We start from the raw sequence: 23,906 nt of genomic DNA, 5'->3' as shown, positions 1-23,906 counted from the left end.
ACACTTCCCGGCATGAAACTCACCGGCACCGTGACCTCCGACCGGCCGCTGATCGTCGTGGCGCTGCCGGAGGAGGCGGCGCACCTGCGCACGGATCACCCGGTGCTGCTGACCGGCGTCGGCAAGGTGCACGCGGCGCTTGCGGTGACCCGGGTGCTGGCGGCGGGCCCGCTGCCGCGCGAGATCGTGAACCTGGGCACGGCCGGGGCGCTGCGCCCGGGGCTGGCCGGCACCCACGAGATCAGCCGGGTGATCCAGCACGACTTCGACTCGGCGACGATCCGCGCGCTGACCGGGCGCACCTTCGGCGCGCCCCTGGACCTGGCCGGGTCCGGTCCGGTGCTGGCCACCGGCGACGTCTTCGTCTCCGACCCCGCGCTGCGCGCCGGCCTGGCCGAGCACGCCGGGCTGGTGGACATGGAGGGGTACGCGGTCGCGGCGGCGGCCGCCGAGCACGGCGTGCCCGTCCGCATGATCAAGCACGTCAGCGACGAGGCGGACGACACCGCCTTCCAGACCTGGGCCGAGTCCGTCGACGCCTGCGCCCGTACCCTCGCCACCTGGCTCACCGACTGGCAGCACACCAGCTGACCAGCGCCTGCCACAGAGCCGGGCCGGTGGGGCTCCCGCCGTCAAGATCGCGGTCTCGTGTCGAGATCTGCGCTCTGACCACAGCTTCCGACACGAGACCGCGATCTTGGCGACCGCGACCCCACAACGCGACACGAGACCGCGATCTTCACCGCCGCGGGTGGCGGGTCAGGGCATGGTCTTGGTGACGGGCTGGCCGGTGACCGCGTCGAGGATGACCCGATCGGCGAGCGGGCTGGTCAGGGTCACCTCGACGGGGGCGAACTTCAGCATCGCCACGCAGGCACGGTCGCCTTCCGGCGGGCTGGCGCTGCCGCCGATGACGACCACGTCGGCCGACTCCCAGACCAGCGGCGCGATGTCCTTGTCGCAGGCGCCGACGCCGACCCGGTAGGCGACGGTCCGCTCCGCGACCCGGTCCAGCGTCTGCGCCGCGACCAGCAGGAAGTCCTGCTCCTGAGGCACCGGCGACACGGGCAGCTCGGGCAGCGGCCGGACCGCCTCCGGCGCCACCGCCACGCGCACCATCGGGTCGGGCATCTCCTTGACCGTGAAGATCCAGGCGGGCACCGTGGCCAGGCCCCGGCTGGTGCGCAGCTGAGCCGTGCCGAGCTTCGCCGCCGTGACGGTCAGCACACCGCACGGACCGGCCGGCGCGGAGACCGACCCGTCGCCGCCGGCGGAGGAGCTGGGCGCGGCCGCGGGATCGCACTGCGGCTGCCCGCCGTGGGCGAGCGCCCGGTACGCCGCGTCGGCGCTGATCACCGGCACCGGCAGGCTGCTGCCGTCGGGGAAGGCGACCGAGCCGTTCCCGGCCTGCTTCGGCAGCGTGGTGCTCAGCCGATACCACCCCGCGGAAGCGGCGATCTTGGCCGCGTCGTCGGGGTAGCCGCGCTCGGGCTCGATGGTGAGCGGCGCCAGCGGCACGAAGCCCTCACGCCAGGCGGCGGTGAGGCCGGAGTCGCGCCACTGCTGCGCGACCTGGGCGGCACGGCGCTCGAAGGCGGCGGCCGCGTCGGCGGGTGCGGAAGTGGCACTGGGGCCTGCGGCGTCGCCTGCGGGACGGCCACAGCCCGTGGCGAGCAGGGCGGGCAGCAGCGCCAGCAGGAGGAGCCGGCGGCGGGTGGGGGAAGCCGTCGCGGCGCGCCGCGAGGGACCGGATGCGGAAGCCATGACGGTCAGACGCGGCGCGGGGGGCTCAGGTTTCCCCGCCGAGATCGACGCCGTACGCCTGGTAGAGGACGTCGGCGCTGCGCTGGCGGTAGGCGGACAGCTTGCGCGCCAGCGCCTCCTCGCTGTGCCGGTCCGCGGGGCGGGAGGTCACCGCGTCGAGCAGCGCCCGCCGGTCGGACTCCAGCGCCTGCACGCGGTGCGTCAGCCGTGGCGCGTCGGCGATCACGTCGCCGAGCCGGCCGGCAGGGCCGAGCACGGTGTTCGACAGCTCGTCCATTGGATCGGTGGCCATACGTCACCCCCGGGACCGCGAAACGTCCTTGCGTTCGATGGTCACGCCGTCGGCGTCCGATGTCCATAGTTTCGCCCAGGTTTGAACGGTCGTTCAGCCGGTCAACGAGATCAGAAAGGGCTGGTCATGACGAAGGCCCCGGTCCCGGGGACGGGATCGGGGCCTTCGGTAGGTGGAGGTGCCGGGAATCGAACCCGGGTCCATCGCCGCATTGCCAGGGCTTCTCCGAGCGCAGCTCACTATGCCTCTACTCGGCCCCACCGATCACGTGAGCGAGACGGTGTGACGGGCCCAGTCGCGATTGATCTCGCCTCAGCAGCCCCGCGACGGGACTGAGTCGGCCAGCCTACTAACTGATGCCGGTACATGGGCCGTAGGCACTCCCAGACCGACAGACCTGCTACTCGCCTCAGGCGGCGAGAGCGAGGTCGCGCTTCACGTAAGTGTTGGCGCTTATGGTTTTCCGACGATGATTATCGAGACAACGTCGGCTTCCTCGGCTCGCTTCTCCTGCCTCAACGTACGATGTCGAAACCTGTCACCCCCTCGTCGTGCGCGAACGCACTCGCGGTGGCGATCACCGCGCTCATAAAGAGTAACGCTCGGGCGCGGCGAAGTCATTCCGGTATCGGTCAACGCCCCGTACAGGCGATGCCGTCGACCGTGCACGCGGTGACCGACTGCCCCAGCGCCAGCAGCGCCGGGAAGCGGATGGTGAACGTCACCGAGCCGTCCGCGGCCAGGGACGCCAGCGGTGTGACGGTGACCTCGGTGCCCGACTGCGCCATGCCGACCACCGCCGGGGAGCGGTTCTCCACGGTCTTGACGGCCGGCATGGTCAGCACCACGGTCCAGCGGTCGGCGGCGGCCGGGCCCGGGTTGCGCACGGTCACCTCGGTGTCGAAGCCGCCCAGGCCGAGCAGCGCGACCGTCTTGTACGACGCGGCCAGCGGCGCCGCCGCCCCGGCCGACCCGGTCACCTCCGGCAGCGGCGTGCCGCTCACCAGCGGCGAGGCGCCCGGTGCGGCCGTCCCTCCGGAGACAACCGGTCCGGGCATACCCGATCCGGTCACGGCGGGCACGGTCGCGGCCGCCTGCACTCCCGAGTCGAGGCCGTGCGCGGCGTCGGTGTCCGGTCCGGGGTCCGCGCCGCCGCCGATCATGACCGCGGCGGCCGTGCTCACCAGCACCACCAGCACCACGGCACCGGCCAGCGAGAGCAGCCGCAGCCGCCCGGAGCCGCCCTCGGCCGCCGCCGGCGGCTCGTCGAGCGGGACCGCGTCGCGCCGCCGCGGGATAGCCGTGTGCAGGTCGGCCACCACGCCGCCCAGGTCGACCTCGCCGGTGGCCAGCCGGCCCAGCGTCAGCGGCAGCTGCTCGCCGAACATGAACTGGTATGACCGGCGCAGCTCGCGGCGGCGCCGGGTGCCGTCCACCCCGAAGAAGCCCGCCTGCAGCAGGGTCAGCCGGGTGCCCTGCTCGTGGTCGGCCAGCTCCCAGGTCACCTCGGTATGGGTGTGGTCGTCGCGCCAGTGCATGGCCAGGCGCCGCTGCTCCGTCACCTCCACCACGTCGAGGTCGAACGGCGTGGCCAGCCCGGCCAGGCCGGGTGGCGGGAACGCGCGGAACGTCTCCCCCGGATGCGGGGCGAGATCCGTCGGCACGAACCACTCGCGCAGCAGCCGCTGCTCGGTGAGCGCGCGCCAAACCCGAGCCCGGGGGTGGGGAAGATCGACGTCGAGTCGCAGCTCGGTCACGGACCGACTATAGGGTCGGCGCGACGGCGGCGGCAGCCCCGAATTCGACCATGCGCACCGGACGGGTGTCGGTTGCCCGTCAGGAGCAGGATGTGCTGTTCACGGCGCAGCCGTCGGGGCGGGTCGCCCCGGACTGATCGCCGACCTGGAACGCGAACGTGAAGTCGCGGCCGGCGGGCAGTCTGCGGTGCGCCTGCTGCGGGGTGAGCGTGACGCGGCCGCCGTCCTGCCGGAAGTCGATCCGGTCCCAGGCGCTGGTGACCAGCGCCCCTGCCGGGAGGTCCACGGTGGCGGTCCAGCCGGTCAGCCCGCCCGGGCCCGGCCGGATCGTGATCTCGCCGATGTAGCCGCCGGGGAACGACTCCACGGTCCGGTAGGAGACCGACAGCGCGGGGACCGTGTTCGTCCCCGTCTTGCCCGCCTCGGCCGAGGACGGCGGCAGGGCGCTGGTGGGCGGCGGGGCGGTCGGGGACGGCACCGGGCCCGCCGCCGGGGCCGTGGGGGACGCCGAAGCCGTCGGCCACGCCTGGGCCGTGGGCGGAGCCGAGGCGTCCGGATCGCCCGCCTGCACTCCGCCGCCGGGGCCGCGCCCCGGCGCCCCGGCCGACGGGCCCGGCGTACGCAGCAGCAGGGTGGTCAGCGCGGTGACGGCCAGCACGGTGAGCACCATCGCACCCCCGACGGAGAGCAGGCGCAGGCGGCGGTCCCCCGGCATGCCGCCGAGGCGGCGCAGCAGGCCGTGCCTCGGGGGCCGGTCCTCGAACGGCTCCGGCTCGGCGTCCGCCACGTAGACGGGCGGCCCGACCGGCACCGACACCGGCGGAGCCGGCTGTACCTCGTCCAGCCACTCCAGCAGCGCGGGCAGCCGCTGCTCGAACATCAGCTCGTACGCCTGCCGCAGCTCGGCCCGGCGCGCCTCACCCGCGATGCCGAGGAAACCCGCCTGGCTCACCCGCAGGAGGCAGCCCGCGCCCTCGGCCGACAGCTCCCAGACCACATCGGAGTGCAGCTCCTCACCGCGCCAGCGCAGGACGAGCCGGGCCGGCCGGACCGCCTCGACCACGTCCATCTCGAACGGCGCCGTGAACCCGGAGATGCCGGGCGTGGGGAACGCGCGGAAGACGCCCCCCGGCTCGGGCCGCAGATCGGTCCGCAGGAACCACTCGCTGAGCAGCTGCTGGTCCGTCAGCGCCTGCCAGACCAGCTCCACCGGGAACGGGAGCGTCACCTCGAGCCGCAGCACGGTCACGGCCCGAATATAGAGCGGGTACGGCCGATGCGCCGCCAGCTTTAGGGCCGGTTTAAGGCTCCTGTCAGGCGGCTTGGCAGACCGTCCCGTTCACGGTGCAGGTCACCTTGAAGTCAGCGCCTGAGCCGCGCTGGCCGATGAACCCGAAGACGTACGTCGCGCCCGGCGCGAGCGGTCCCCGGTCCGGGGTGAACACCCACCAGCCGTCCTGCGTGGCGCGATCGGCCTCCCAGTCGCCGGTCACGGTGGCGCCCGCGGGCAGCTGGATCCGCACCGTCCACTGCAGCGGCTCACTGCCCGTGTTGCGCACCTGCACGCTGACCACGTACCCGCCCGGCCAGGTGTCGGCGTCGTACACCCCGGCGACCGGCGCTCCACCCGGTGGGGGCGCTCCGGGGGGTGCGCCGACGGTGGTGCGCGACGGGCTCGGCACGGCCGGGCTGGGGCCGGCCGAGGCAGACGCGCCGGACGTGGCCGTGGGACTCGCCGGCGGCTGGGCCGGCGCGAGCGAGGCCAGGTGGGTCGGGCTCGGCGTGACCACCCCGAAGCCGTCCACGAACCCGGCGCCCGGCGTGGACGCCAGGATCTCGGGCAGGGCCACCGTGGGCGCGTTCGGGGCGGGCTTGGCCAGCGCCCACGCCGCCGCGCCGGACAGCAGCAGCCCGGTGGTCACGACCGCGATCACGACCGGCGCGCGCCGCGAGGGCCGCTCCGGGTGGTCCTCCGCCACCGGCTCCGCGGCCGCCGGTTCCTCGACCGCACGGGGCAGCAGGGTGGTCTCGTCGTCCTCACGAAGCCGATGCTTGCTCACGTTCGGCGAGGCTACCGGCACGGGTCACCCGTGCGCGATCGGCCATCCGACTGCAACCGGCCGGGCGGACGCCCGTCAGCGGATCCCCTTGGCACGGCGGCCCAGCTCACGCTGGATCTCGCGGTCCGAGTCGCGCTTGGCGATGTCCTGCCGCTTGTCGTAGGTCTTCTTGCCCTTGGCCAGCCCCAGCTCGACCTTGGCCCAGCCGTCCTTGAAGTACATGGACAGCGGCACCATGGTCAGGCCGCCCTCGCGGGTCTTGGTGAGCAGCTGCACGATCTCCTTGTGCTTGAGCAGCAGCTTGCGGGTGCGCCGCGGGGCGTGGTTGGTCCACGTGCCCATGGCGTACTCCGGGATGTGCAGCTGGTGCAGGTAGATCTCGCCGTCGCGTTCCTGGCCGAACGCGTCGACCAGCGACGCGCGCCCCGCGCGCAGCGACTTCACCTCGGTGCCCATCAGGGCGATGCCGGCCTCGAACGTCTCGAGGATGGTGTAGTCGTGGTACGCCTTGCGGTTGGACGCGATGACCTTGCGCCCCTTCTCCCGCGGCATGACGGCCCTCCTCTCCTCGATCACCGAACCCGCCAATGCTACCGACCCCGGGTCCCGCATCGCGATCGAGATAGACCTCGCGGGTCTAACACAGGCAGCCGGGGAGCCAGTCCAGGGGCTGGATGGGGGTGCCGTTGCGGCGGACCTCGAAGTGCAGGTGGTAGCCGGTGGAGGCGCCGGTGGTGCCGACGCGGCCGATGAGCTGGCCGCCGCGGACCTTGTCGCCGTTCTTCACCAGGATCTTGGACTGGTGGGCGTAGCAGGTGGAGATCACCTTGCCGCCGGACCGGCCGTGCGTGACGCACGTGTAGTTGCCGTAGCCGCCGAGCCAGCCGGCGCTGCTGACCGTGCCGCCGGCCGCCGCGTAGATGGGCTGGCCGCCGCCCGCGGCGATGTCGACACCCGCATGCAGCTGCCACACCCCGTAGTACGGGTCGAAGCGGTTGCCGAAGTCGCTGGACTTCCAGCCCTTGGTCGGCATCAGGAACTTGGCTCCGGCCCGCAGCACCGGCACCCACTTGCCGTACTGCTCCTCCCAGACCCGCAGCTCCTGGGCGATGTGCTCGCTCTGCTCCTTGACCTCCTCGTAGCGGCGCTTGACGTCCTCCTTTTCCTCCCGCGCCGCGGCCAGCGCCTTCTCCCGGCGCTCGGTGAGCGCGGCGAGGTCCCGCTGCGCCTGCTCGGCGTCCTTGCGGGCCTGCTCGGCGGCGAGCAGCGCGGCGCGGGCGGCGCGGGCGGCGTCGTCGGCCTCGCGCCGGATCAGCTCGGCCGCGCTGGTGACCTCCTTGGCCTCGCGCCGGGCGGCGACGTAGCCGTCGATGGCCTGGCGGCGGATCTGGCCGAGCTGGCTGAGGTAGCTGCTGCGGTCGAGCAGCTCCTTGGGCCGGGTCGCGGCCAGCAGCGTGTTGAGCTCGGCCAGCCCGGCCCCGTGCACGGTGGCGACGGCGAAGCGGGCCATCCGCTCGCGTCCCTCGGCGACCTGGCGTACGGCGGCCTGGTAGCGCTGGTCGGTGACGGCCCAGGCGGCCGTGGCCTGGTCGGCGCGGCGCTGGGCGGTGGCGGCCTTAGTCTCGGCGACGGTGACGGCGGCCCGGGTCGTGACGATGCGCTGCCGCGCGGCGGGCATGGCCTGCTCGGCCTGGGACAGCTCGGCGGCGGCCGTGCGGGCCTTGGCAGAGACGGCTTCAAGCAGCGCGCCGGTCTTGGCCAGCTCCGCGTCGATGCGCTTCTTGTCCTGCTTGATGTCGTCGGGCGCGGCGTGTGCGGGCAGGCCGGCCGCGAGCACGGTCAGCAGGACCACCACCAGGTGTACGAGTTGCCGGCGCACGGGACCTCCTGCGGCTCGCCTGTCCCGATCACCCTACTGCCGACATACGCCCCTATTCTACCCAAACCCGACATCAACCGTGATCGGCGCAAAAAAGTGACGACCCGCCCCTGAGCAGGGACGGGCCGTCGCGCACGAGGCGCCGCGACTAGACGCGGATGTAGAAGCGCAGCGTGATCCAGCCGGTGACCGCCGCCACCAGCGAGCCGATGCCCGCCAGCACCGGCAGCATCAGGTTGACGTTGCCCCAGCTCACCGGCAGGAGCAGGTCGGTCAGCGCGGCCAGCTTCTGGTCGATCAGCACGACCTTGCCGACGACGAGCATCACCCAGGCCAGGATCGAGCCGAGCAGCGCGGCGAAGACGGCCTCCAGCACGAACGGCGCCTGGATGAACCAGTTCGACGCGCCGACGAGCTTCATGACCGCGACCTCGCGGCGCTTGCTGTACGCCGCGACCTGGATGGTGTTGGCGACCAGCAGCAGCGCGGCGATGCCCATGGCGCCGGCGACGACCAGCGACAGGTTCTGCACCGAGCCGAGGATGTCGAAGATCTTCTGCAGCAGCTTCTGCTGGTCCACGACGGTGTCGACACCCTCGAGGTCGGCGTACGCGCCGCGGATCTGCTCGAACTGCTGCGGGTCCTTCAGCGCGACCCGGAACGACTCGGGCAGCTCGGTCGGGCCGATGGCGCTGACCAGGTCGGGGGCGTCCCGGAACTGGTTCTTGAAGTTCTCGTACGCCATCTCCTGGGTCTCGTAGATGACGCTCTTCACCTTGGAGTCGCCGTCGAGCTGCGACTTGATCGCGGCCCGCTGGTCCTCGGTGATCGACTTGTCCAGGTAGATCGAGACCTCGACCTGCTCGTAGTAGTGCCCCTTCATCTCGTTGACCTGCAGGTACATCAGCAGGCTCGCACCGAGCATGGAGAGTGACACGATCATGGTGATGATCATGGCTACGGTCATCGTGACGTTGCGCCACAGCCCGACCAGCACTTCGGCCAGGACATACTTCGCACGCATCGGGGGGAATCCTCCGGGGAGACGGTCAGGTCGTCAGGACTTGGGGGCTCAGGGGTCGGTTACGGCTCAGCCGTAGACGCCACGGGCCTGGTCGCGGACGATCCGGCCGCCCTCGATCTCGATGACGCGGCGGCGCATCTGGTTCACGATGTTCGAGTCGTGGGTGACCATGACGACGGTCGTGCCGGTCCGGTTGATCCGGTCCAGCAGGCGCATGATCTCGATGGAGGTGTCGGGGTCGAGGTTACCCGTGGGCTCGTCCGCCAGCAGGATCAGCGGCCGGTTCACGAACGCGCGCGCCACCGCGACACGCTGCTGCTCGCCACCGGACAGCTCGTGCGGGTAGCGGTGCTCCTTGCCACCCAGGCCGACGAGCTCCAGCACCTCGGGCACGACCCGGCGGGCGACGGCCTTGGACTTGCCGATGACCTCGAGCGCGAACGCGACGTTCTCGTATGCCGTCTTGTTCGGCAGCAGGCGGAAGTCCTGGAAGACGCAGCCGATGGAGCGGCGGAAGCTGGGAATCTTCCACGACCGCAGCGAGCTGATCTCCTTGTTGTTCACGAAGACCTTGCCCTTGCTGGGCTTGATCTCGTGCAGCATCAGCTTGACGATGCTGGACTTGCCGGAGCCGGACGGACCGATGAAGAAGACGAAGTCGCCCTTCTCGATCGAGACCGACACGTCGTCCAGTGAGGGCCGGGACGCCTTCGGGTAGGTCTTGGTCACGTGCTCGAGTCGAATCACGGCGGAGAGTCTACGCGGTGTCGCGGATTCGCCAAGCCCGCAGGGGTTGAGATGACGGTATTGCCGCGAATGTTCCTAGAAAATTCCGTGACCGTGTCGTGATCAACTTTCACGGACAGTAGTCGTCTCACCCGCCAGGGCGATGCCATCCACCGACAGGACGACGCCCCCGCCACGGATGGGGCGAGGGCGTCACGACCGGGGGCCGAACGGCTACGCGGCGGCCTCGAGCTGCTGCTGCTTGCGCCAGCGGATGCCGGCCTCGACGAAGCTGTCGATCTCGCCGTCGAAGACCGCGTTCGGGTTGCCCGTCTCGAACTCGGTGCGCAGGTCCTTGACCATCTGGTACGGGTGCAGCACGTACGAGCGCATCTGGTCGCCCCAGGAGCCGGCCGCGTCCGTCTTCAGGCCCTCCATCTTCGCCTTCTCCTCCTGGCGCTTGCGCTCCAGCAGGCGGGCCTGGAGCACGCGCAGCGCGGACGCCTTGTTCTGCAGCTGCGACTTCTCGTTCTGGCAGGAGACCACGATGCCGGTCGGGATGTGGGTGATGCGCACCGCCGAGTCGGTGGTGTTGACGCTCTGGCCGCCGGGACCGCTGGAGCGGAAGACGTCGACCCGCATCTCGTTCTCCGGGATGTCGATGTGGTCGGTCTGCTCCACCACCGGCAGCACCTCGACGCCCGCGAAGCTGGTCTGGCGGCGGCCCTGGTTGTCGAACGGGCTGATACGGACCAGGCGGTGGGTGCCGGACTCGACCGACAGCGTGCCGTAGGCGTACGGCGCCTTCACCGCGAAGGTCGCCGACTTCAGGCCCGCCTCCTCGGCGTACGAGGTGTCGTAGACCTCGGTGCTGTAGCCGTGCCGCTCGGCCCAGCGCAGGTACATGCGCAGCAGCATCTCGGCGAAGTCGGCCGCGTCCACGCCGCCCGCGCCCGCCCGGATGGCGACCAGCGCCTCGCGGGAGTCGTACTCACCCGACAGCAGGGTGCGCACCTCGAGCTCGTCGATGGCCTTGGCGAGATCGGCCAGCTCGGCCGACACCTCGGCCAGCGAGGAGGCGTCGCCCTCGGCCTCGGCCAGCTCCAGCAGCACCCCGGCGTCGTCGATCCGCCCGCGCAGCTTCGTCAGCTTGTTGATCTCGCTGCTGACGTGTGACAGCTTGGAGGTGACCTCCTGCGCCTTGGCCTGGTCGTCCCACAGGTCGGGCGCGGACGCGGCCTGCTCCAGCTGCTCCTTGTCGCGGCGCAGCCGGGACAGGTCGAGCACGGTCTCGATGTTGCGCATGGTCGCGTCGAGGGACTTGAGCTGATCGGCGTAGTCGGCAGTCACAGCAACAAGACTAGTGGTTACGGCGACCGACTTACCGCGGGCGGCACCCTGACTTGACAGCCGGGCCGGTCCGCCACAATAGTTAATCTACTTTCCTATTGTGGAGGAGAACGCGTGGCACGGCTCGCCGGATCGTCCAAGCTGCTCCGGGCCATGAACGAGAGCGCGACCATGGCGCTGCTCATCGACCGGGGCACGCTCACCCGCGGGGAACTGCGGGAGCTGACCGGGCTGTCCAAGCCCACGACGTCCGACGTGCTGCGCACGCTGACGGAGGCGGGGCTGGCCACGGTCGTCGGCCACACCAGCGGCGGGCCCGGTCCCAACGCGGAGGTGTACGCGGTCAACCCGGCGGCGGCACTCGTGGTGGCCGTGTCGGTACGGGACGTGTCCGAGACATTACACGCCCCCTTCGACGCCGCCCTGTGCGATCTGACCGGCGCCGTGCTGGCCCGCGCCGAGTATCCGGCCGACCCCGCCGCGGGCGACCCGGTGGCCACCGTGCGCGCGATCATCGCCGACCTGCGCGAGCGCGCCGGCATCCAGGCCGAGCGGCTCACCCACCTGCAGCTCGGCGTGCCCGGCTCGTACGACCCCGGCACCGGCACCATCCGGCACATCGACGTCGCGGGCTGGAGCCGGCCGGGCCTGGTCCCCGAGCTGGCCGCGGCGCTGGACGTCACGGTCGACGCGGACAACGACGTGAACCTGGCCGCCATCGCCGAGCGCCACCGCGGGGTCGCCGCGGGCTCCGGCAGCTTCGCCCTGCTCTGGCTCGGCGCGGGCCTGGGCTGCGCCATCGACCTCGGCAGCTCGCTGCTGCGCGGCGCCACCGGCGGGGCCGGTGAGATCGGCTACGTGCCGGTCGGGCTGGCCGCCCCCGGCCAGCCCCGGGACCTGCAGGGCCTGGCGGGCGGCCCGGCCGTGGCCGCGCTCGCGGCGACGTACGGCTTCCGCGGGGCCACCGCCGAGGAGATGATCACCGAGGCGGTGGCCCGAGCGGGCGATCGGGAGGCGGACGCCTTCCTGAGCGCGCTGGCCGACCGCATCGCCGTGGTGCTGGCCGTGGTGGCCGCGCTGGTCGACCCGCCGCTGGTGGTGCTCGCCGGAGAGCTGGCCCAGGCCGGCGGGCAGGTGCTGCGGGACCTGGTCACCGAGGCCTTCCACCGCAACACGCCGCTGCGCACCCCGGTCGAGGTGACCTCACTCACCGACGACGCGGTGCTGCTCGGAGCCATGGACGCGGGCCTGCGCTCGGTGCGCGAGTCCCTGATCGACTCGCTGCGCTACGCGCTGACCCCCGCCTGACCACCGCGTGATCCCGAGGAGCCCGCCGGAGCAGCCGCGCCGCCGGGCGGGTTCCGCGTACAGAGAGCACCGACAGAAAGAGCACCGATGAAGATCGCAGTCGTGGGTGGCGGTTCCACCTACACCCCCGAGCTGGTGGACGGGTTCGCCCGGCTCGCCGGCAGCCTCGACGTCACCGAGCTGTGCCTGATCGACCCGGCCGGGCCGCGGCTGGACGTGATCGGGCCGTACGCCCGGCGGCTGATGGCGCATCACGGCCACCCCGGCACGCTGACCTGGACCACCGACCTCGACGCGGGGCTGGCCGGCGCGTCCGTGGTGGTGGTGCAGCTGCGCGTCGGCGGCCAGGCGGCCCGGATCAGCGACGAGACGTTCCCGCTGGAGTGCGGCTGCGTGGGGCAGGAGACCACCGGCGCGGGCGGCCTGGCCAAGGCGCTGCGCACGGTGCCGGTGGTGCTGGACGTGGCCGAGCGGGCGGCCCGGCTGGCCGCGCCCGGCGCCTGGATCGTCGACTTCACCAACCCGGTCGGCATCGTCACCCGGGCGCTGCTCGACGCGGGCCACCGCGCGGTCGGCCTGTGCAATGTGGCCATCGGCTTCCAGCGCCGGTTCGCCGCGCTGCTCGGCGTGGACCCCGGCGCGGTCACCCTCGACCACGTCGGGCTGAACCACCTCACCTGGGAGCGCGCCGCGTACGTCGACGGCGTCGACCGGCTGCCCGAGCTGCTCGCCGGGCACCTGGACGCGCTGGCCGGCCAGGTGCAGCTGCCCCGCGAGGTGCTGACCCTGCTCGGCGCGGTCCCGTCCTACTACCTGCGCTACTTCTACTCCCACGACCTGGTGGTGCGCGAGGAGCGCGACGCGCCCACCCGCGGCCAGAAGGTGGCCGAGATCGAGGAGAAGCTGCTGGCGATGTACGCCGACCCGGCCCTGACCACCAAGCCGGAGCTGCTCGGCCAGCGCGGCGGCGCGTTCTACTCCGAGGCGGCGGTCGGGCTGATCACCTCCCTGGTCGCCGGGGACGGCGCGGTGCACGCGGTGAACCTGCGCAACGACGGCCACCTGCCGTTCCTGCCCGACGAGGCGGTGATCGAGGTCAGCGCCCGGGTGGACCGCGACGGCGCGGCGCCGGTCGCGGCCGCGCCGGTCGGCCCGGAGCTGTCCGGCCTGATCGCCGGCGTCGCCGCGTACGAGGAGCTGGCGGTGCGGGCCGCGGTGCACGGCGGGCGCGACCGCGTCTACGCCGCGCTGCTGGCGCACCCGCTGGTCGGCCAGCACGAACACGCTGCCTCGCTCACGGACGGCCTGCTGGCCGCGAACGCCGCGCACCTGCCCTGGGCCCGGTGAGCGGCGTGCGTGACGTGACGGGATCCCGCGGCGAGGAGAAGGCATGAGCCCGGCTGAACTGTTCCTGGCGATCGACGGCGGCAACTCCAAAACCGACGTGGTGCTCGCCGACTCGGCGGGCCGGGTGCACGGGTACGTGCGCGGGCCCGGCTCCTGCCCGCAGGTGATCGGCCTGGACACCGCCGTCGCGCTGCTGGACCGGCTGGTCGGCGCGGCGCTGCGGGCGGCCGAGATGCCCCGGTCCGTGCCGATCGCGCGCGCCGAGGTCTACCTGTCCGGTCTCGACCTGCCCGAGGAGGTCGACGCGGCGGCCGAGGCCGTCGCCGGGACCGGCTGGGCCGAGTCGTACCGGCTCGACAACGACACCTTCGCGCTGCTGCGGGCGGGCACGGACAGCCCCGACGCGGTAGCCGTGGTGTGCGGAGCGGGTATCAACTGCGTGGGCCGCGCCGCCGACGGGCGCACCGCCCGCTTCCCGGCGCTGGGTCCCATCTCCGGGGACTGGGGCGGCGGGCTGCACCTGGCCTCGATGGCGATGTGGCACGCCGCGCGGGCCGAGGACGGCCGCGGCCCGGCCACGGCGCTCGCCCCGGCGGTCGCCGCGCACTTCGGGCAGGCCCGGGTCGCCGACGTGATCACCGGGCTGCACCTGGGCAGCCTGAGCCAGGACCGGATGATCGAGCTGAGCGAGGTGCTGTTCGCCGTCGCCGGGCAGCAGGACGAGGTCGCCCGGCGCGTGGTGGCGCGACAGGCGACCGAGATCACGGCCTTGGTGACGGTCGCCGCGGACCGGCTAGGGCTGAGCGGAACGCCCTATGCCGTGGTCCTCGGCGGTGGTGTGCTGCGCGCCCGGCATCCGCTGCTGGAAGATGCCGTGTACGCGGGGGTGAAGGCCCACTCGTCGAGGGCCCGGCTGACCGTGCTCGCACAGCCGCCGGTGGTGGGAGCGGGCCTGTTCGCACTGGACGCGCTGGGCGCGACGGCTGCCGCCGCGGCCGCGCTGCGTTCCGCGCTGGAGGAGGTGCGACCGCACCTCGCCTAGCGCCGAGCGCTCACTTGGCGATGGCCGTCTTCAGCCAGTTCAGCGCGGCCTTGTGGTAGGCGACGGCGAACTCCAGCCCGGCGGCGGTGAAGTCGTCGCCCTCCTTCTTGGCCTCCTTGGCCTGCTCACGGGCCTCCGCGAGCGCCTCCGAGTGGTGCGAGTTGGCGCTGTTGAGCAAGGTGTCGAACTGGTTGGTCGCGTGCGTGGATCCGAACGCGACGCGCAGCGCGTACGGGTTGCGCACCAGCTCGCGGCCGGGTTCCTCGTTCAGCCAGCGGGCGAAGGCGCGCTTGCCCGACGCGGTGATCGCGTAGGGCTGGCTCGCCCGCGGGCCGGGCTTGCCGAGCTTGACGTAGCCGAGCTCGGCGAGGACCGGCAGTTCGCGGTAGACCTGGGACCGGGTCATCGACCAGTACGGGCTGAGCCGGCGCTCGGCCGCGGCCATCAGCTGACCGCCCGTCATGGGCCCATCGTGCAGCAGACCGAGCACGGCTGCCGCGGTAGCGTTGATTCCTACCTCTGCCATGACTCAACGCTGCCACTTCAACAGCCTTCTGTCCAGGATATCGGCCCATCCACAGTGCACATTCCGCGCCGGACAGTCCGGTCCCGACTGTCTGATCAGACAGGAATATGTCCGTTTCATGCCTGGTAAGGCCCGGGTGACGGGATAACACAAACCGCCCGATATCCCCCTCCCCGGCGTGTCGCCCCATTTCTCCCTTCCCGCGCGACACGATCTTGCGCCGCTCAACACCCCTGGCGGCCGCAAACCGGACAAACGTCGCTGACGCGCGTACGTCATCGGTGTTCCTGTCCGACCGTCGCGTCCAACCACGCCTATCGACATTGAGATCGCGATCACAGCACCGCCCGGAGATGCCACAGCGCCGGGTAGAACCGCGCCTCCAGCCGCGACCGCAGGTACGGGCTGCCCGCGGAGCCGCCGGTGCCGGTCTTGGTGCCGATCTGGCGCTCGGCCATCAGCACGTGCCGGGCCCGCCACAGTGCGCACGCCTGGTCGTGGGCGAGTAGCGCCTCGGCCAGGTCCCACAGCGCGCCGTGCCGCTCCCGGTCGTGCGCGACGGTGACCAGGGAGGCGGTCAGCGCGTCTTCCGGCTCCGTCGCGAAGCCGTGCGCCCGGAGCAGCGCCAGATATCCGTCCCACAGCGTCGGCTCGGCCAGCCGGCGCCGCAGCCGCTGCTCCTCGCCCCGCTCCAGCCCGCGTAGCCGGTCCAGGAAGGCCGGATCCTTGAGCCCCGAGATGAACTCGATCTCCCGGAACTGGGCCGACTGGAAACCCGAGGCCGGCGCCAGCACGGTGCGGAAGGCGAGGAAGTCCTGCGGCGTCATCGTGTCGATCACGTCCACCTGCTGCACCAGCAGCTGCTCCACCACGTGGCACCGCTCCAGCCGGACCCGGGGCAGGTAGCCCTCCCCCGCCAGCATCCGGTCCCGGGCGTCCTCCAGCTCGTGCAGCAGCAGCTTGAACCACAGCTCGTACGCCTGATGGATGGTGATGAACAGCAGCTCGTCGTGCGCCTCCGGCCCGGCCATCCGGACCTGCTGCGCGAGCAGCTGCGGCACCCGCAGGTAGCTGCCGTACGTCAGCCGCCCGCCTTCCTCACCGAAACTGCGCCCCACCCGTACCCCCCGCAAAATGATCTAGGAGTGGCGGCCCGGAAACGGGGCCGTCACTCCTAGACCGAGGCAGGAGGGGCTACGGACGCGGGTGGTCGGTGTCCATGTGCGGGTAGCGGTGGTCCGTCGGCGGGACGAACGTCTCCTTGATGGTGCGCGGCGACATCCAGCGGACGAGGTTGTGCCACGACCCGGCCTTGTCGTTGGTGCCGGAGGCCCGGCCGCCGCCGAAGGGCTGCTGGCCGACGACGGCGCCGGTCGGCTTGTCGTTGAGGTAGAAGTTGCCCGCCGCGAAGCGCAGCCGGTGGCTCATCCACTCCAGCGCCCGCCGGTCCTGCGCGAAGACCGCACCGGTCAGCGCGTACGGCGCGACGCCCTCGGCCTGCTCGACCACGGCCTCGAAGTCGGCGTCGTCGAACACGTGCACGGCCAGCACCGGCCCGAAGTACTCGGTGGTGAAGACCTCGTTGGCCGGGTCCGAGCAGACGATCACGGTCGGCGAGACGAAGAAGCCCTCGCTGTCGTCGACGGTGCCGCCCGCGACGATCTCGCAGGACTCGGACGCCTTCGCCTTCTCGATCGCGGCCGACAGCCGGGCGAACGAGCGGCCGTCGATCACCGCGCCGCCGAAGTTGCGGAAGTCGGTGACGTCGCCGTAGGTCAGCGACTCGGTGTCGGCGACGAGCTGGTCGCGCACGCCCGACTCCCACAGCGAGCGCGGCACGTACGCCCGCGACGCGGCGGAGCACTTCTGCCCCTGGTACTCGAAGGCGCCCCGGACCATCGCGGTGACCAGCGCGGCCGGGTCGGCCGACATGTGCGCCACGATGAAGTCCTTGCCGCCGGTCTCGCCCACGATGCGCGGGTAGGACCGGTAACCGGCGATGTTGTCGCCGACCTGCTTCCACAGGTGCTGGAAGACCTTGGTCGAGCCGGTGAAGTGGATGCCGGCCAGATCCGGGTCGGCCAGGGCGACCTCCGAGACGGCCAGGCCGTCGCCGGTGACCATGTTGATCACACCCGGCGGCAGGCCCGCCTCCTCGAACAGCCGCATCACGAAGTGCGCCGAGAACTGCTGCGTGTGGGCCGGCTTCCAGACCACGGTGTTGCCCATGAGCGCCGGGGTGGCCGGCAGGTTGCCCGCGATCGCGGTGAAGTTGAACGGCGTGATCGCGTAGACGAAGCCCTCCAGCGGGCGGTGGTCGAAGCGGTTCCACACGCCGGGCGACGAGACCGGCTGCTCGGCCAGCAGCCTGCGGCCGAACTGCACGTTGAAGCGCAGGAAGTCGATCAGCTCGCAGGCCGAGTCGATCTCCGCCTGCTGCACCGTCTTGGACTGGCCCAGCATGGTGGCGCCGTTGAGGGTGTCCCGCCACGGCCCGGCGAGCAGATCGGCGGCCTTCAGGAAGATCGCGGCCCGGTCGTCGAACGACATATCACGCCAAAGTGGGGCCGCTTTCTTCGCGGCCGTCACCGCCGCCACCGCATCGGCGTTGGTGGCATTGTGGGTGACTCCCAGCACATGCGAGTGCTTGTGCGGCTGGACGACGTCGATCGCGTCGCCGCCCCCCATACGTTGCTGCCCGTCGATGGTCATCGTCAGGTCGAGGCGGTCGGACGCCAGCTCGCCGAGCCGCTTCTGCAGCCTGGCGCGTTCGGGTGTGCCCGGCGCGTAGGTGTGCACCGGCTCGTTGCGGGGTTCGGGCACCTGGGATACGGCGTCCATCGACGGCTCCTCCGATCGGAAGGTACGGCAACGTTCTTTGTATACAAGTACGCAAAGTACCGCCAGGAGTTCCCCCGGGTCCGGACATGTGATCCGTTCAACCCTCGGCGCGGCACCGGCGGGCCAGTCCCACCGGTCCAGACTACCCACCCTTCCGGCATGGCTAGGCTAGGTCGACCGAGCACCCCGACCGCACCTCGCGAGCCGCTCAGGCCCTCACGACACGGGGCCGTCCCCGCGGTGCGCACCGCACCGCAGGCAGGCCCACTGTCGCCCCACAGGAGACCACGATGACCGAGCCAGCGACCGCCACCTCCGCCCAGCAGCGCGCCGCCGAGCACGGTGCGCCCGACGGAGCGCACCACCCCTCCCCGACCGGCTGGCTCGCCTTCTCGGCGCTCGCCTGGCTGCTGGTCGCCCTGCTCTTCTACCGGACCGCGTTCACCGGCGCCGAGGGCGACTACAACCTGGTGCTGGCGTCGCTGCTGCTGCCCCTGGTGGTGCAGGCCAGCCTGGTCGCCGGGGCGGCCGTCGGGCTGTGGTCGACGCTGGCGCTGGGCCGCCGCAAGGCCTGGGCCGACCATGGCGCCGGGCGCTGGGCGGTCGGCATCGGCGCGGGTCTGCTCACCGGCACCCTGGCCAGCGGCGCGGTGCTGCTGGCATACGGCATGTCGGCGCGGGCGGTGGGCGTCGTCGCCATCGCCATGGGCGCCTCCGGCGCGCTCGGCGGGGCGCTCGGCGCGGTCCGCCCCGCCCGCATCCTCGCCGCCGGGCTGACCGCGGCGCTGGCCGTGCTGGTCTTCCTCAACGTGATGGCGCTGTTCTCCACGCCGCTGCTGGACGCCTTCGGCGGCGGCGACACCGCGGCCGACCGGTACGAGGCCAACGGCCTGCTCGCCGGGTCGCTCGCCGTCATCGCCGGGCTGATCGCCGGGTTCCTCGCGTACACCCGGCTCCGCCGCGCCGCCAAGCGTGCCGGGGACAGCCCGTCCTGGCCGGTCTACCTGGCCGCCGGCGCCGCCGCCGGGATCATGCTGAGCGTGGCGGAGCTCGCCGTGCGTCTCGGCGTCGCCCAGCTGCTCGCCCTGGCCAGCGCCGACATCACCGCCGACGCGGAGATCCTCGACTTCATCGCCGCCTCGCGCCGCAACACCGGCCTGGTGGTGCTGTTCGTCGGTGCGATCACCGCGATCGTCGCGTACGGCCGCACCCTGCCCAAGCCCACGCGCGACTGACCCAAAAAGGAAGGGCACCTTCTTATCGCTTTGCGATGTAGAAGGTGCCCTTCTTAACCGTCACTGTCGCAGGAGGTCGTCCAGCTCTTCGGGCGCGTACCAGAGCAGGTCCAGGTCCTCGGCCGAGTCGACGGTGAACTGCGCGTCCGGGTCGCCGGCGGAGGCCTGCTCGACCACCTCGGCGGCGGCCGCCACCACGGGCTCGCCGTCGGCCTCGTCGACATGGAACGCGGCGATCGCCCGCCGTGGCACCGCGCCGGCCAGCCGCACCGTGCTCGTGCCGAGGTCCCGGTCCTGCACGCTCACCTGCGACGCGGGCACGTCCGCCGAGACGACGACGCGCCGCCGCGGCGCCGCCGGGTCGTCCCGCAGCAGGCGCAGCGCGTCCTGCGCGGCCCGCATGAAGGCGACGTACTCCAGCTCCTCCTCGTCGCCCTCGGCGTACCACTCCCGCAGCGCCGGGGTCACCGCGTGGGCCGTGGCGCCCGCCAGCTCGCCGCCGTCGCGCAACGCCGCCACCAGCGGCACCGTCGCGGGCAGGTACACCCTCACGAGATCGCTCGCCACGTCCCCGTCCTCTCCCGGCGCCGGCTCCGGCCGCCTTGTCGTCAGCTCAGTCTCGCATGTGCCCACCGGGCTCCCGTGACGCACCATCCGGTGGCAAACTGAACCAACCGCAAGCATTCCTCTTGTCACAGGAGAACCGCCGACATGACCCAGGCCCAGCCCCGCTTCCTGACCCTGGACCAGGTTGCCGAAGAACTGAGCACCACCACGGCGCAGATCTACGCCCTGGTGCGCCGGGGCGAGCTGCCCGCCATCAAGCTCGGCGGCCGCGGCCAGTGGCGCATCGAGCGGACCCGGCTGGAGGAGTACATCCAGCAGCTGTACGGCGAGACCGAGCAGTACATCAAGGACAACCCGCTGACCGGCGGGGACGACTGAGATCTTGGGATTGGCATTGACCGATCGATGTCCACGCGCTACAAAGAATCAAACGGAGGCAAACTCAAGCAAACTCAAGATCAAAGGGTGGTGATCCCGATGACGGTCGCACCGGCCGGGTCCGTCCGCATCCATCGCGCGCCGCGGCTCGACCCGCCGTTCGACGACGAGCTGCACCCCACCACCTATCGGCCCGCCCGAGCCGAACCCGCCGAGGCCGTGCCGCCGCAGGCCGTGGCCGGAGCCTCGCCCGAGTGCCACACCGCCGCGCACCGCTTCCTCAACCTCTGCCTGGAGCTGTTCAACGGCTTCCGCGCGCCCAGCCAGCTGCGGCCGCTGCTGCGCGTCACCGAGGCACACGACCTGCTCGAAGAGCTGTCCCGCGCGCTGCGCCGGCTGGCCGTGCTGCACCGGACCGCCCCCGCCGGCACCCAGCGCCGCCCCGTCCGCCGCCGCCAGCTGCGCACCTGCGAGCCGAGACCCGGCGTCGCCGAGGTCGCCGCGGTGCTCAGCGACGGCCGCACGACGTGGTCCGTGGCGTATCGCCTGGAGCGCGACGGCACCGGCTGGCGCTGCACCGCCCTCACCGTCCTCCTCTGACCGGCCCCATCCCACTCCCGGGGCGGGCGCCCGCGAGCCACACCACCGCAACGCCCGTCCCGGGCCCCATCACCCATCCGGACCCGTCCCGTCCCCGGAAAGCCGGCGGCAGTGAAGATCGCGGTCTCGTGTCGGAACCTATGGCTGGGCCCGACTTTTGGACACGAGACGGCGATCATGGCCGCCGGACCGGGGTGGGGCGGAGACGGAGAAGGGGCCGGCCCGTGGACGGGCCGGCCCCTTCTGGTGCTGGTGGGCGCGGGTCAGGCGGCGCCGTGGCAGCGCTTGTACTTCTTGCCCGAGCCGCAGGGGCAGGGCGAGTTGCGGGACGCCGGAGCGGCCACCGCGCCGCGGGCACCGCCGCGCGGGGACGGCTTGCGGTCGCCACCGCCACCGCCGCCGATGCCCAGCGCGGGGGCCTGCTGCACCTGCGGCGACCCGGCGCCTGCGGCGCCGTCGATGGTCGGCGAGGTGTACTGCACCCGCTGCGGCTGCTGGCGCTGGCCGAGGCCCTTGGCACGGACCTCGACGTGCGACTCACCGTCGGGCAGCGGCACGCCGGGGGTGGGCTCGGCCGGCGCGGCCTGCTCGACCTGGACCTCCAGGTTGAACAGGAAGCCGACGGCCTCCTCCTTGATGCCCTCCATCATCTGGGCGAACATGTCGAAGCCCTCGCGCTGGTACTCGACCAGCGGGTCGCGCTGGGCGTACGCGCGCAGGCCGACGCCCTCCTGGAGGTAGTCCATCTCGTAGAGGTGCTCGCGCCACTTGCGGTCGATGACCGCGAGCAGCACCTGGCGCTCCAGCTCACGCATGGCCTCGGACCCGAGCTGCTGCTCGCGGCGGTCGTACGCGTCGTGCGCGTCCTGCTTCATCCGCTCGACGAGGAAGTCGTGGTCGAAGGTGGTGCGCTCGGCGCCGGTCTCCTTCTCCAGCTCCTCGATCGAGATGCCGACCGGGTAGAGCTGCTTGAGGTTGGTCCACAGCTGGTCGAGGTCCCAGTCCTCGGCGTACTCCTTGCCGGTGCCGGTGGTGCCGCCGGTGACGTACGCCGCGACGACGTCGTCGATCATGCCCTCGATCTGCTCGTTCAGGTCCTCGCCGTCGAGCACGCGCTTGCGCTCCGCGTACACGACCTGGCGCTGCTTGTTCATGACCTCGTCGTACTTGAGCACGTTCTTGCGGATCTCGGCGTTCTGGGCCTCGATCTGCGTCTGCGCGCCGCGGATCTGCCGGGTCACCATCTTCGACTCGATCGGCACGTCCTCGGGGATGTTGAAGCGGTCCATGACCGCCTCGACGGCGCCCGAGCGGAAGCGGCGCATCAGGTCGTCCTGCAGCGACAGGTAGAACCGGGACTCGCCCGGGTCGCCCTGACGGCCGGAGCGGCCGCGCAGCTGGTTGTCGATGCGGCGGGACTCGTGGCGCTCGGTGCCCAGCACGTACAGGCCGCCCGCGGCCTGCACCTCCTCGGCCTCGGCCTTGCAGGCCTCCTCCCAGCCGGGGAGGATCTCGTCGAGCGCCTTGTAGTAGTCGTCGCCGTGCTCCTCCTCGGTGAGCCCGCGCTGGCGCAGCTCGGCCGCGGCGAGGAACTCGGGGTTGCCGCCGAGCAGGATGTCGGTGCCTCGACCCGCCATGTTGGTGGCGACGGTGACGCCGCCCTTGCGGCCGGCCTGGGCCACGATCTCGGCCTCGCGCGCGTGGTACTTCGCGTTGAGGACCGAGTGCGGGATGCCCTTGCGGCGCAGCAGCTGGGACAGGATCTCGGAGTTCTCCACGGAGACCGTGCCGACGAGCACCGGCTGGCCGGTGGCGTGCCGCTCGGCGATGTCCTCGACGACCGCCTGGAACTTGGCCTTCTCGGTCTTGTAGATCACGTCCGACTTGTCCTGGCGGACCATCGGCCGGTGCGTCGGGATGCTCACCACGCCGACGTTGTAGACCTTGTTGAACTCGCCCGCCTCGGTCTGCGCCGTGCCGGTCATGCCGGACAGCTTCTCGTACATGCGGAAGTAGTTCTGCAGGGTGACCGTGGCGAGGGTCTGGTTCTCCTGCTTGATCTCGACGCCTTCCTTGGCCTCGATCGCCTGGTGCATACCCTCGTTGTACCGGCGGCCGTGCAGGATGCGGCCGGTGAACTCGTCGACGATCAGGACCTCGCCGTCGGAGACGATGTAGTCCTTGTCGCGCTTGAACAGCTCCTTGGCCTTGATGGCGTTGTTCAGGTAGCCGACCAGCGGGGTGTTGACCGACTCGTACAGGTTGTCGATGCCCAGCCGGTCCTCGACCCGGGAGACGCCGCGCTCGGTGACGGCGATGGTCCGCTTCGACTCGTCGACCTCGTAGTCGCCGGAGCCGTCCTTGCCGCGCTCCAGGCGGGCCACGACCGCCGCGAACTCGCCGTACCAGCGCTGCGACTGCTCGGCCGGGCCGGAGATGATCAGCGGGGTCCGCGCCTCGTCGATGAGGATCGAGTCCACCTCGTCGACGATCGCGAAGTTGTGCCCGCGCTGCACCATGTCGCCGGCGGACCAGGCCATGTTGTCGCGCAGATAGTCGAAGCCGAACTCGTTGTTCGTGCCGTACGTGATGTCGCAGGCGTAGGCCGCGCGGTGCTCGTCGGAGGGCCGGTTGGGCAGCACCACGCCGACGGTCAGGCCGAGGAAGCGGTGCACCCGCCCCATCCACTCGGCGTCACGCTGGGCCAGGTAGTCGTTCACGGTGATCACGTGCACGCCGTTGCCCGACAGCGCGTTGAGGTAGGCCGGCAGGGTAGACACGAGGGTCTTGCCCTCACCGGTCTTCATCTCGGCGATGTTGCCGAAGTGCAGCGCCGCGCCGCCCATGATCTGCACGTCGTAGTGCCGCTTGTGCAGCACCCGCTTGGCGGCCTCGCGCACCGTGGCGAACGCCTCCGGAAGCAGGTCGTCCAGGGTCTCCCCGTCGGCGAGACGCTCACGGTACTGGTCAGTCAGCGCCCGCAGCTCGGCATCGCTGAGATCGACGTAGTTCTCCTCGATGGAGTTGACGGCGTCGGCGATGGCCTTGAGCCGACGGAGCATCCGCCCCTCACCGGCACGGAGGATCTTCTCGAAAATCGACACGGGTGTTCATCGCTCCCTAGACAGTCTGCCGACCCATCGTAGGCGCATCGGACGGCGAATCGTCACCCCCGGGGAAGTGACCCAGCAGAATCGGTCAACAAGTCAC

At 71.6% G+C, this 23,906-nt stretch carries 22 protein-coding genes and 1 other RNA gene; 7 read left to right on the top strand and 16 right to left on the bottom strand.

The genetic code is table 11. The features are described 5' to 3' along the window. The first annotated feature begins 12 nt into the window (after nucleotides 1-12). Complete coding sequence (locus tag Cba03nite_RS30250; RefSeq protein ID WP_203753477.1) at nucleotides 13-591, top strand: nucleosidase; 579 nt, start codon at nucleotides 13-15, stop codon at nucleotides 589-591. A gap of 168 nt (nucleotides 592-759) precedes the next feature. Here the strand turns inward: Cba03nite_RS30250 and Cba03nite_RS30245 are convergent, their stop codons facing one another. From Cba03nite_RS30245 to prfB, 11 genes are all read right to left on the bottom strand, one after another. Further along, nucleotides 760-1,764, bottom strand: a complete 1,005-nt coding sequence (locus Cba03nite_RS30245) for a hypothetical protein (RefSeq protein ID WP_203753474.1) — start codon at nucleotides 1,762-1,764, stop codon at nucleotides 760-762. A 25-nt stretch (nucleotides 1,765-1,789) separates the two neighbouring features. Beyond that, nucleotides 1,790-2,056, bottom strand: coding sequence for a hypothetical protein (locus Cba03nite_RS30240; protein ID WP_203753471.1), 267 nt, complete (start codon nucleotides 2,054-2,056; stop codon nucleotides 1,790-1,792). A gap of 170 nt (nucleotides 2,057-2,226) precedes the next feature. Beyond that, nucleotides 2,227-2,602, bottom strand: a transfer-messenger RNA (tmRNA) gene (ssrA, locus tag Cba03nite_RS30235). Nucleotides 2,603-2,688: 86 nt separating this feature from the next. After that, entirely contained in the window at nucleotides 2,689-3,813 is a 1,125-nt protein-coding gene (locus tag Cba03nite_RS30230) for an SRPBCC domain-containing protein (RefSeq protein ID WP_203753467.1), read from the bottom strand. A 79-nt stretch (nucleotides 3,814-3,892) separates the two neighbouring features. Continuing rightward, on the bottom strand, nucleotides 3,893-5,062 hold the full coding sequence (locus Cba03nite_RS30225) for an SRPBCC domain-containing protein (protein ID WP_203753464.1): 1,170 nt from the start codon (nucleotides 5,060-5,062) through the stop codon (nucleotides 3,893-3,895). Between the two features lie 64 nt (nucleotides 5,063-5,126). Then, nucleotides 5,127-5,873: a cellulose binding domain-containing protein gene (locus tag Cba03nite_RS30220; protein WP_203753461.1), complete on the bottom strand. Its 747-nt coding sequence runs from the start codon at nucleotides 5,871-5,873 to the stop codon at nucleotides 5,127-5,129. Nucleotides 5,874-5,948: 75 nt separating this feature from the next. Then, the gene (gene smpB, locus Cba03nite_RS30215; RefSeq protein ID WP_203753458.1) at nucleotides 5,949-6,425 is read right to left on the bottom strand and encodes an SsrA-binding protein SmpB; all 477 of its coding nucleotides are present in this window, start codon (nucleotides 6,423-6,425) and stop codon (nucleotides 5,949-5,951) included. Between the two features lie 85 nt (nucleotides 6,426-6,510). Next, complete coding sequence (locus Cba03nite_RS30210) at nucleotides 6,511-7,752, bottom strand: M23 family metallopeptidase (RefSeq protein ID WP_203753455.1); 1,242 nt, start codon at nucleotides 7,750-7,752, stop codon at nucleotides 6,511-6,513. Between the two features lie 148 nt (nucleotides 7,753-7,900). Continuing rightward, nucleotides 7,901-8,776 (bottom strand): permease-like cell division protein FtsX, encoded by an 876-nt coding sequence (gene ftsX, locus Cba03nite_RS30205; RefSeq protein ID WP_203753452.1) that lies wholly within the window; start codon nucleotides 8,774-8,776, stop codon nucleotides 7,901-7,903. Nucleotides 8,777-8,842: 66 nt separating this feature from the next. Beyond that, nucleotides 8,843-9,523, bottom strand: coding sequence for a cell division ATP-binding protein FtsE (ftsE, locus tag Cba03nite_RS30200; RefSeq protein ID WP_203753450.1), 681 nt, complete (start codon nucleotides 9,521-9,523; stop codon nucleotides 8,843-8,845). Nucleotides 9,524-9,736: 213 nt separating this feature from the next. Further along, nucleotides 9,737-10,852 carry a peptide chain release factor 2 gene (prfB, locus tag Cba03nite_RS30195; protein WP_275411628.1) on the bottom strand — a complete coding sequence of 372 codons (1,116 nt, stop codon included), beginning with the start codon at nucleotides 10,850-10,852 and terminating at the stop codon, nucleotides 9,737-9,739. A gap of 114 nt (nucleotides 10,853-10,966) precedes the next feature. Between prfB and Cba03nite_RS30190 the strand changes: the two genes are divergently transcribed. The 3 genes from Cba03nite_RS30190 to Cba03nite_RS30180 all read left to right on the top strand — a co-directional run bounded on the left by Cba03nite_RS30190 (nucleotide 10,967) and on the right by Cba03nite_RS30180 (nucleotide 14,549). Beyond that, entirely contained in the window at nucleotides 10,967-12,160 is a 1,194-nt protein-coding gene (locus tag Cba03nite_RS30190; RefSeq protein WP_203753447.1) for an ROK family transcriptional regulator, read from the top strand. An 87-nt stretch (nucleotides 12,161-12,247) separates the two neighbouring features. Continuing rightward, entirely contained in the window at nucleotides 12,248-13,507 is a 1,260-nt protein-coding gene (locus Cba03nite_RS30185; protein ID WP_203753445.1) for a family 4 glycosyl hydrolase, read from the top strand. Between the two features lie 43 nt (nucleotides 13,508-13,550). Beyond that, nucleotides 13,551-14,549: an N-acetylglucosamine kinase gene (locus Cba03nite_RS30180; RefSeq protein WP_203753443.1), complete on the top strand. Its 999-nt coding sequence runs from the start codon at nucleotides 13,551-13,553 to the stop codon at nucleotides 14,547-14,549. A 10-nt stretch (nucleotides 14,550-14,559) separates the two neighbouring features. On the opposite strand, the gene Cba03nite_RS30175 is transcribed toward Cba03nite_RS30180, so the two are convergent. The 3 genes from Cba03nite_RS30175 to pruA all read right to left on the bottom strand — a co-directional run bounded on the left by Cba03nite_RS30175 (nucleotide 14,560) and on the right by pruA (nucleotide 17,916). Beyond that, nucleotides 14,560-15,075: a PadR family transcriptional regulator gene (locus Cba03nite_RS30175; protein WP_203753441.1), complete on the bottom strand. Its 516-nt coding sequence runs from the start codon at nucleotides 15,073-15,075 to the stop codon at nucleotides 14,560-14,562. 335 nt (nucleotides 15,076-15,410) lie between these two features. Beyond that, complete coding sequence (locus tag Cba03nite_RS30170; RefSeq protein WP_239126113.1) at nucleotides 15,411-16,193, bottom strand: tryptophan 2,3-dioxygenase; 783 nt, start codon at nucleotides 16,191-16,193, stop codon at nucleotides 15,411-15,413. Between the two features lie 76 nt (nucleotides 16,194-16,269). Further along, nucleotides 16,270-17,916 (bottom strand): L-glutamate gamma-semialdehyde dehydrogenase, encoded by a 1,647-nt coding sequence (pruA, locus tag Cba03nite_RS30165; RefSeq protein WP_203753439.1) that lies wholly within the window; start codon nucleotides 17,914-17,916, stop codon nucleotides 16,270-16,272. A gap of 290 nt (nucleotides 17,917-18,206) precedes the next feature. On the opposite strand from pruA, the gene Cba03nite_RS30160 reads away from it, so the two are divergent. Next, nucleotides 18,207-19,151, top strand: a complete 945-nt coding sequence (locus Cba03nite_RS30160; RefSeq protein WP_203753437.1) for a hypothetical protein — start codon at nucleotides 18,207-18,209, stop codon at nucleotides 19,149-19,151. 60 nt (nucleotides 19,152-19,211) lie between these two features. On the opposite strand, the gene Cba03nite_RS30155 is transcribed toward Cba03nite_RS30160, so the two are convergent. Then, nucleotides 19,212-19,718, bottom strand: coding sequence for a DUF6912 family protein (locus tag Cba03nite_RS30155; RefSeq protein ID WP_203753435.1), 507 nt, complete (start codon nucleotides 19,716-19,718; stop codon nucleotides 19,212-19,214). A 144-nt stretch (nucleotides 19,719-19,862) separates the two neighbouring features. Here Cba03nite_RS30155 and Cba03nite_RS30150 point away from each other — a divergent pair, with 144 nt between their 5' ends. Both Cba03nite_RS30150 and Cba03nite_RS30145 read left to right on the top strand, forming a co-directional pair. Beyond that, nucleotides 19,863-20,096: a helix-turn-helix transcriptional regulator gene (locus Cba03nite_RS30150; protein WP_203753432.1), complete on the top strand. Its 234-nt coding sequence runs from the start codon at nucleotides 19,863-19,865 to the stop codon at nucleotides 20,094-20,096. Between the two features lie 99 nt (nucleotides 20,097-20,195). Next, nucleotides 20,196-20,696, top strand: a complete 501-nt coding sequence (locus tag Cba03nite_RS30145) for an Rv3235 family protein (RefSeq protein WP_203753429.1) — start codon at nucleotides 20,196-20,198, stop codon at nucleotides 20,694-20,696. 263 nt (nucleotides 20,697-20,959) lie between these two features. On the opposite strand, the gene secA is transcribed toward Cba03nite_RS30145, so the two are convergent. After that, the gene (gene secA, locus Cba03nite_RS30140; RefSeq protein ID WP_203753426.1) at nucleotides 20,960-23,800 is read right to left on the bottom strand and encodes a preprotein translocase subunit SecA; all 2,841 of its coding nucleotides are present in this window, start codon (nucleotides 23,798-23,800) and stop codon (nucleotides 20,960-20,962) included. Nucleotides 23,801-23,906 lie beyond the last annotated feature (106 nt).

The organism is Catellatospora bangladeshensis, assembly GCF_016862575.1.
Classification (GTDB): domain Bacteria; phylum Actinomycetota; class Actinomycetes; order Mycobacteriales; family Micromonosporaceae; genus Catellatospora; species Catellatospora bangladeshensis.
The sequence above is the reverse complement of the archived record's forward strand: the minus strand, read 5'-3'. Positions and strand labels throughout refer to the sequence as shown.

Coding starts and splice junctions, on each gene's coding strand:
- Cba03nite_RS30175 (WP_203753441.1), bottom strand. CDS start 15,075: ATGGCAGAGGTAGGAATCAACGCTACCGCGGCAGCCGTGCTCGGTCTG.
- Cba03nite_RS30245 (WP_203753474.1), bottom strand. CDS start 1,764: ATGGCTTCCGCATCCGGTCCCTCGCGGCGCGCCGCGACGGCTTCCCCC.
- Cba03nite_RS30145 (WP_203753429.1), top strand. CDS start 20,196: ATGACGGTCGCACCGGCCGGGTCCGTCCGCATCCATCGCGCGCCGCGG.
- pruA (WP_203753439.1), bottom strand. CDS start 17,916: ATGGACGCCGTATCCCAGGTGCCCGAACCCCGCAACGAGCCGGTGCAC.
- Cba03nite_RS30240 (WP_203753471.1), bottom strand. CDS start 2,056: ATGGCCACCGATCCAATGGACGAGCTGTCGAACACCGTGCTCGGCCCT.
- Cba03nite_RS30180 (WP_203753443.1), top strand. CDS start 13,551: ATGAGCCCGGCTGAACTGTTCCTGGCGATCGACGGCGGCAACTCCAAA.
- Cba03nite_RS30185 (WP_203753445.1), top strand. CDS start 12,248: ATGAAGATCGCAGTCGTGGGTGGCGGTTCCACCTACACCCCCGAGCTG.
- ftsX (WP_203753452.1), bottom strand. CDS start 8,776: ATGCGTGCGAAGTATGTCCTGGCCGAAGTGCTGGTCGGGCTGTGGCGC.
- smpB (WP_203753458.1), bottom strand. CDS start 6,425: ATGCCGCGGGAGAAGGGGCGCAAGGTCATCGCGTCCAACCGCAAGGCG.
- Cba03nite_RS30160 (WP_203753437.1), top strand. CDS start 18,207: ATGACCGAGCCAGCGACCGCCACCTCCGCCCAGCAGCGCGCCGCCGAG.
- Cba03nite_RS30250 (WP_203753477.1), top strand. CDS start 13: ATGAAACTCACCGGCACCGTGACCTCCGACCGGCCGCTGATCGTCGTG.
- Cba03nite_RS30150 (WP_203753432.1), top strand. CDS start 19,863: ATGACCCAGGCCCAGCCCCGCTTCCTGACCCTGGACCAGGTTGCCGAA.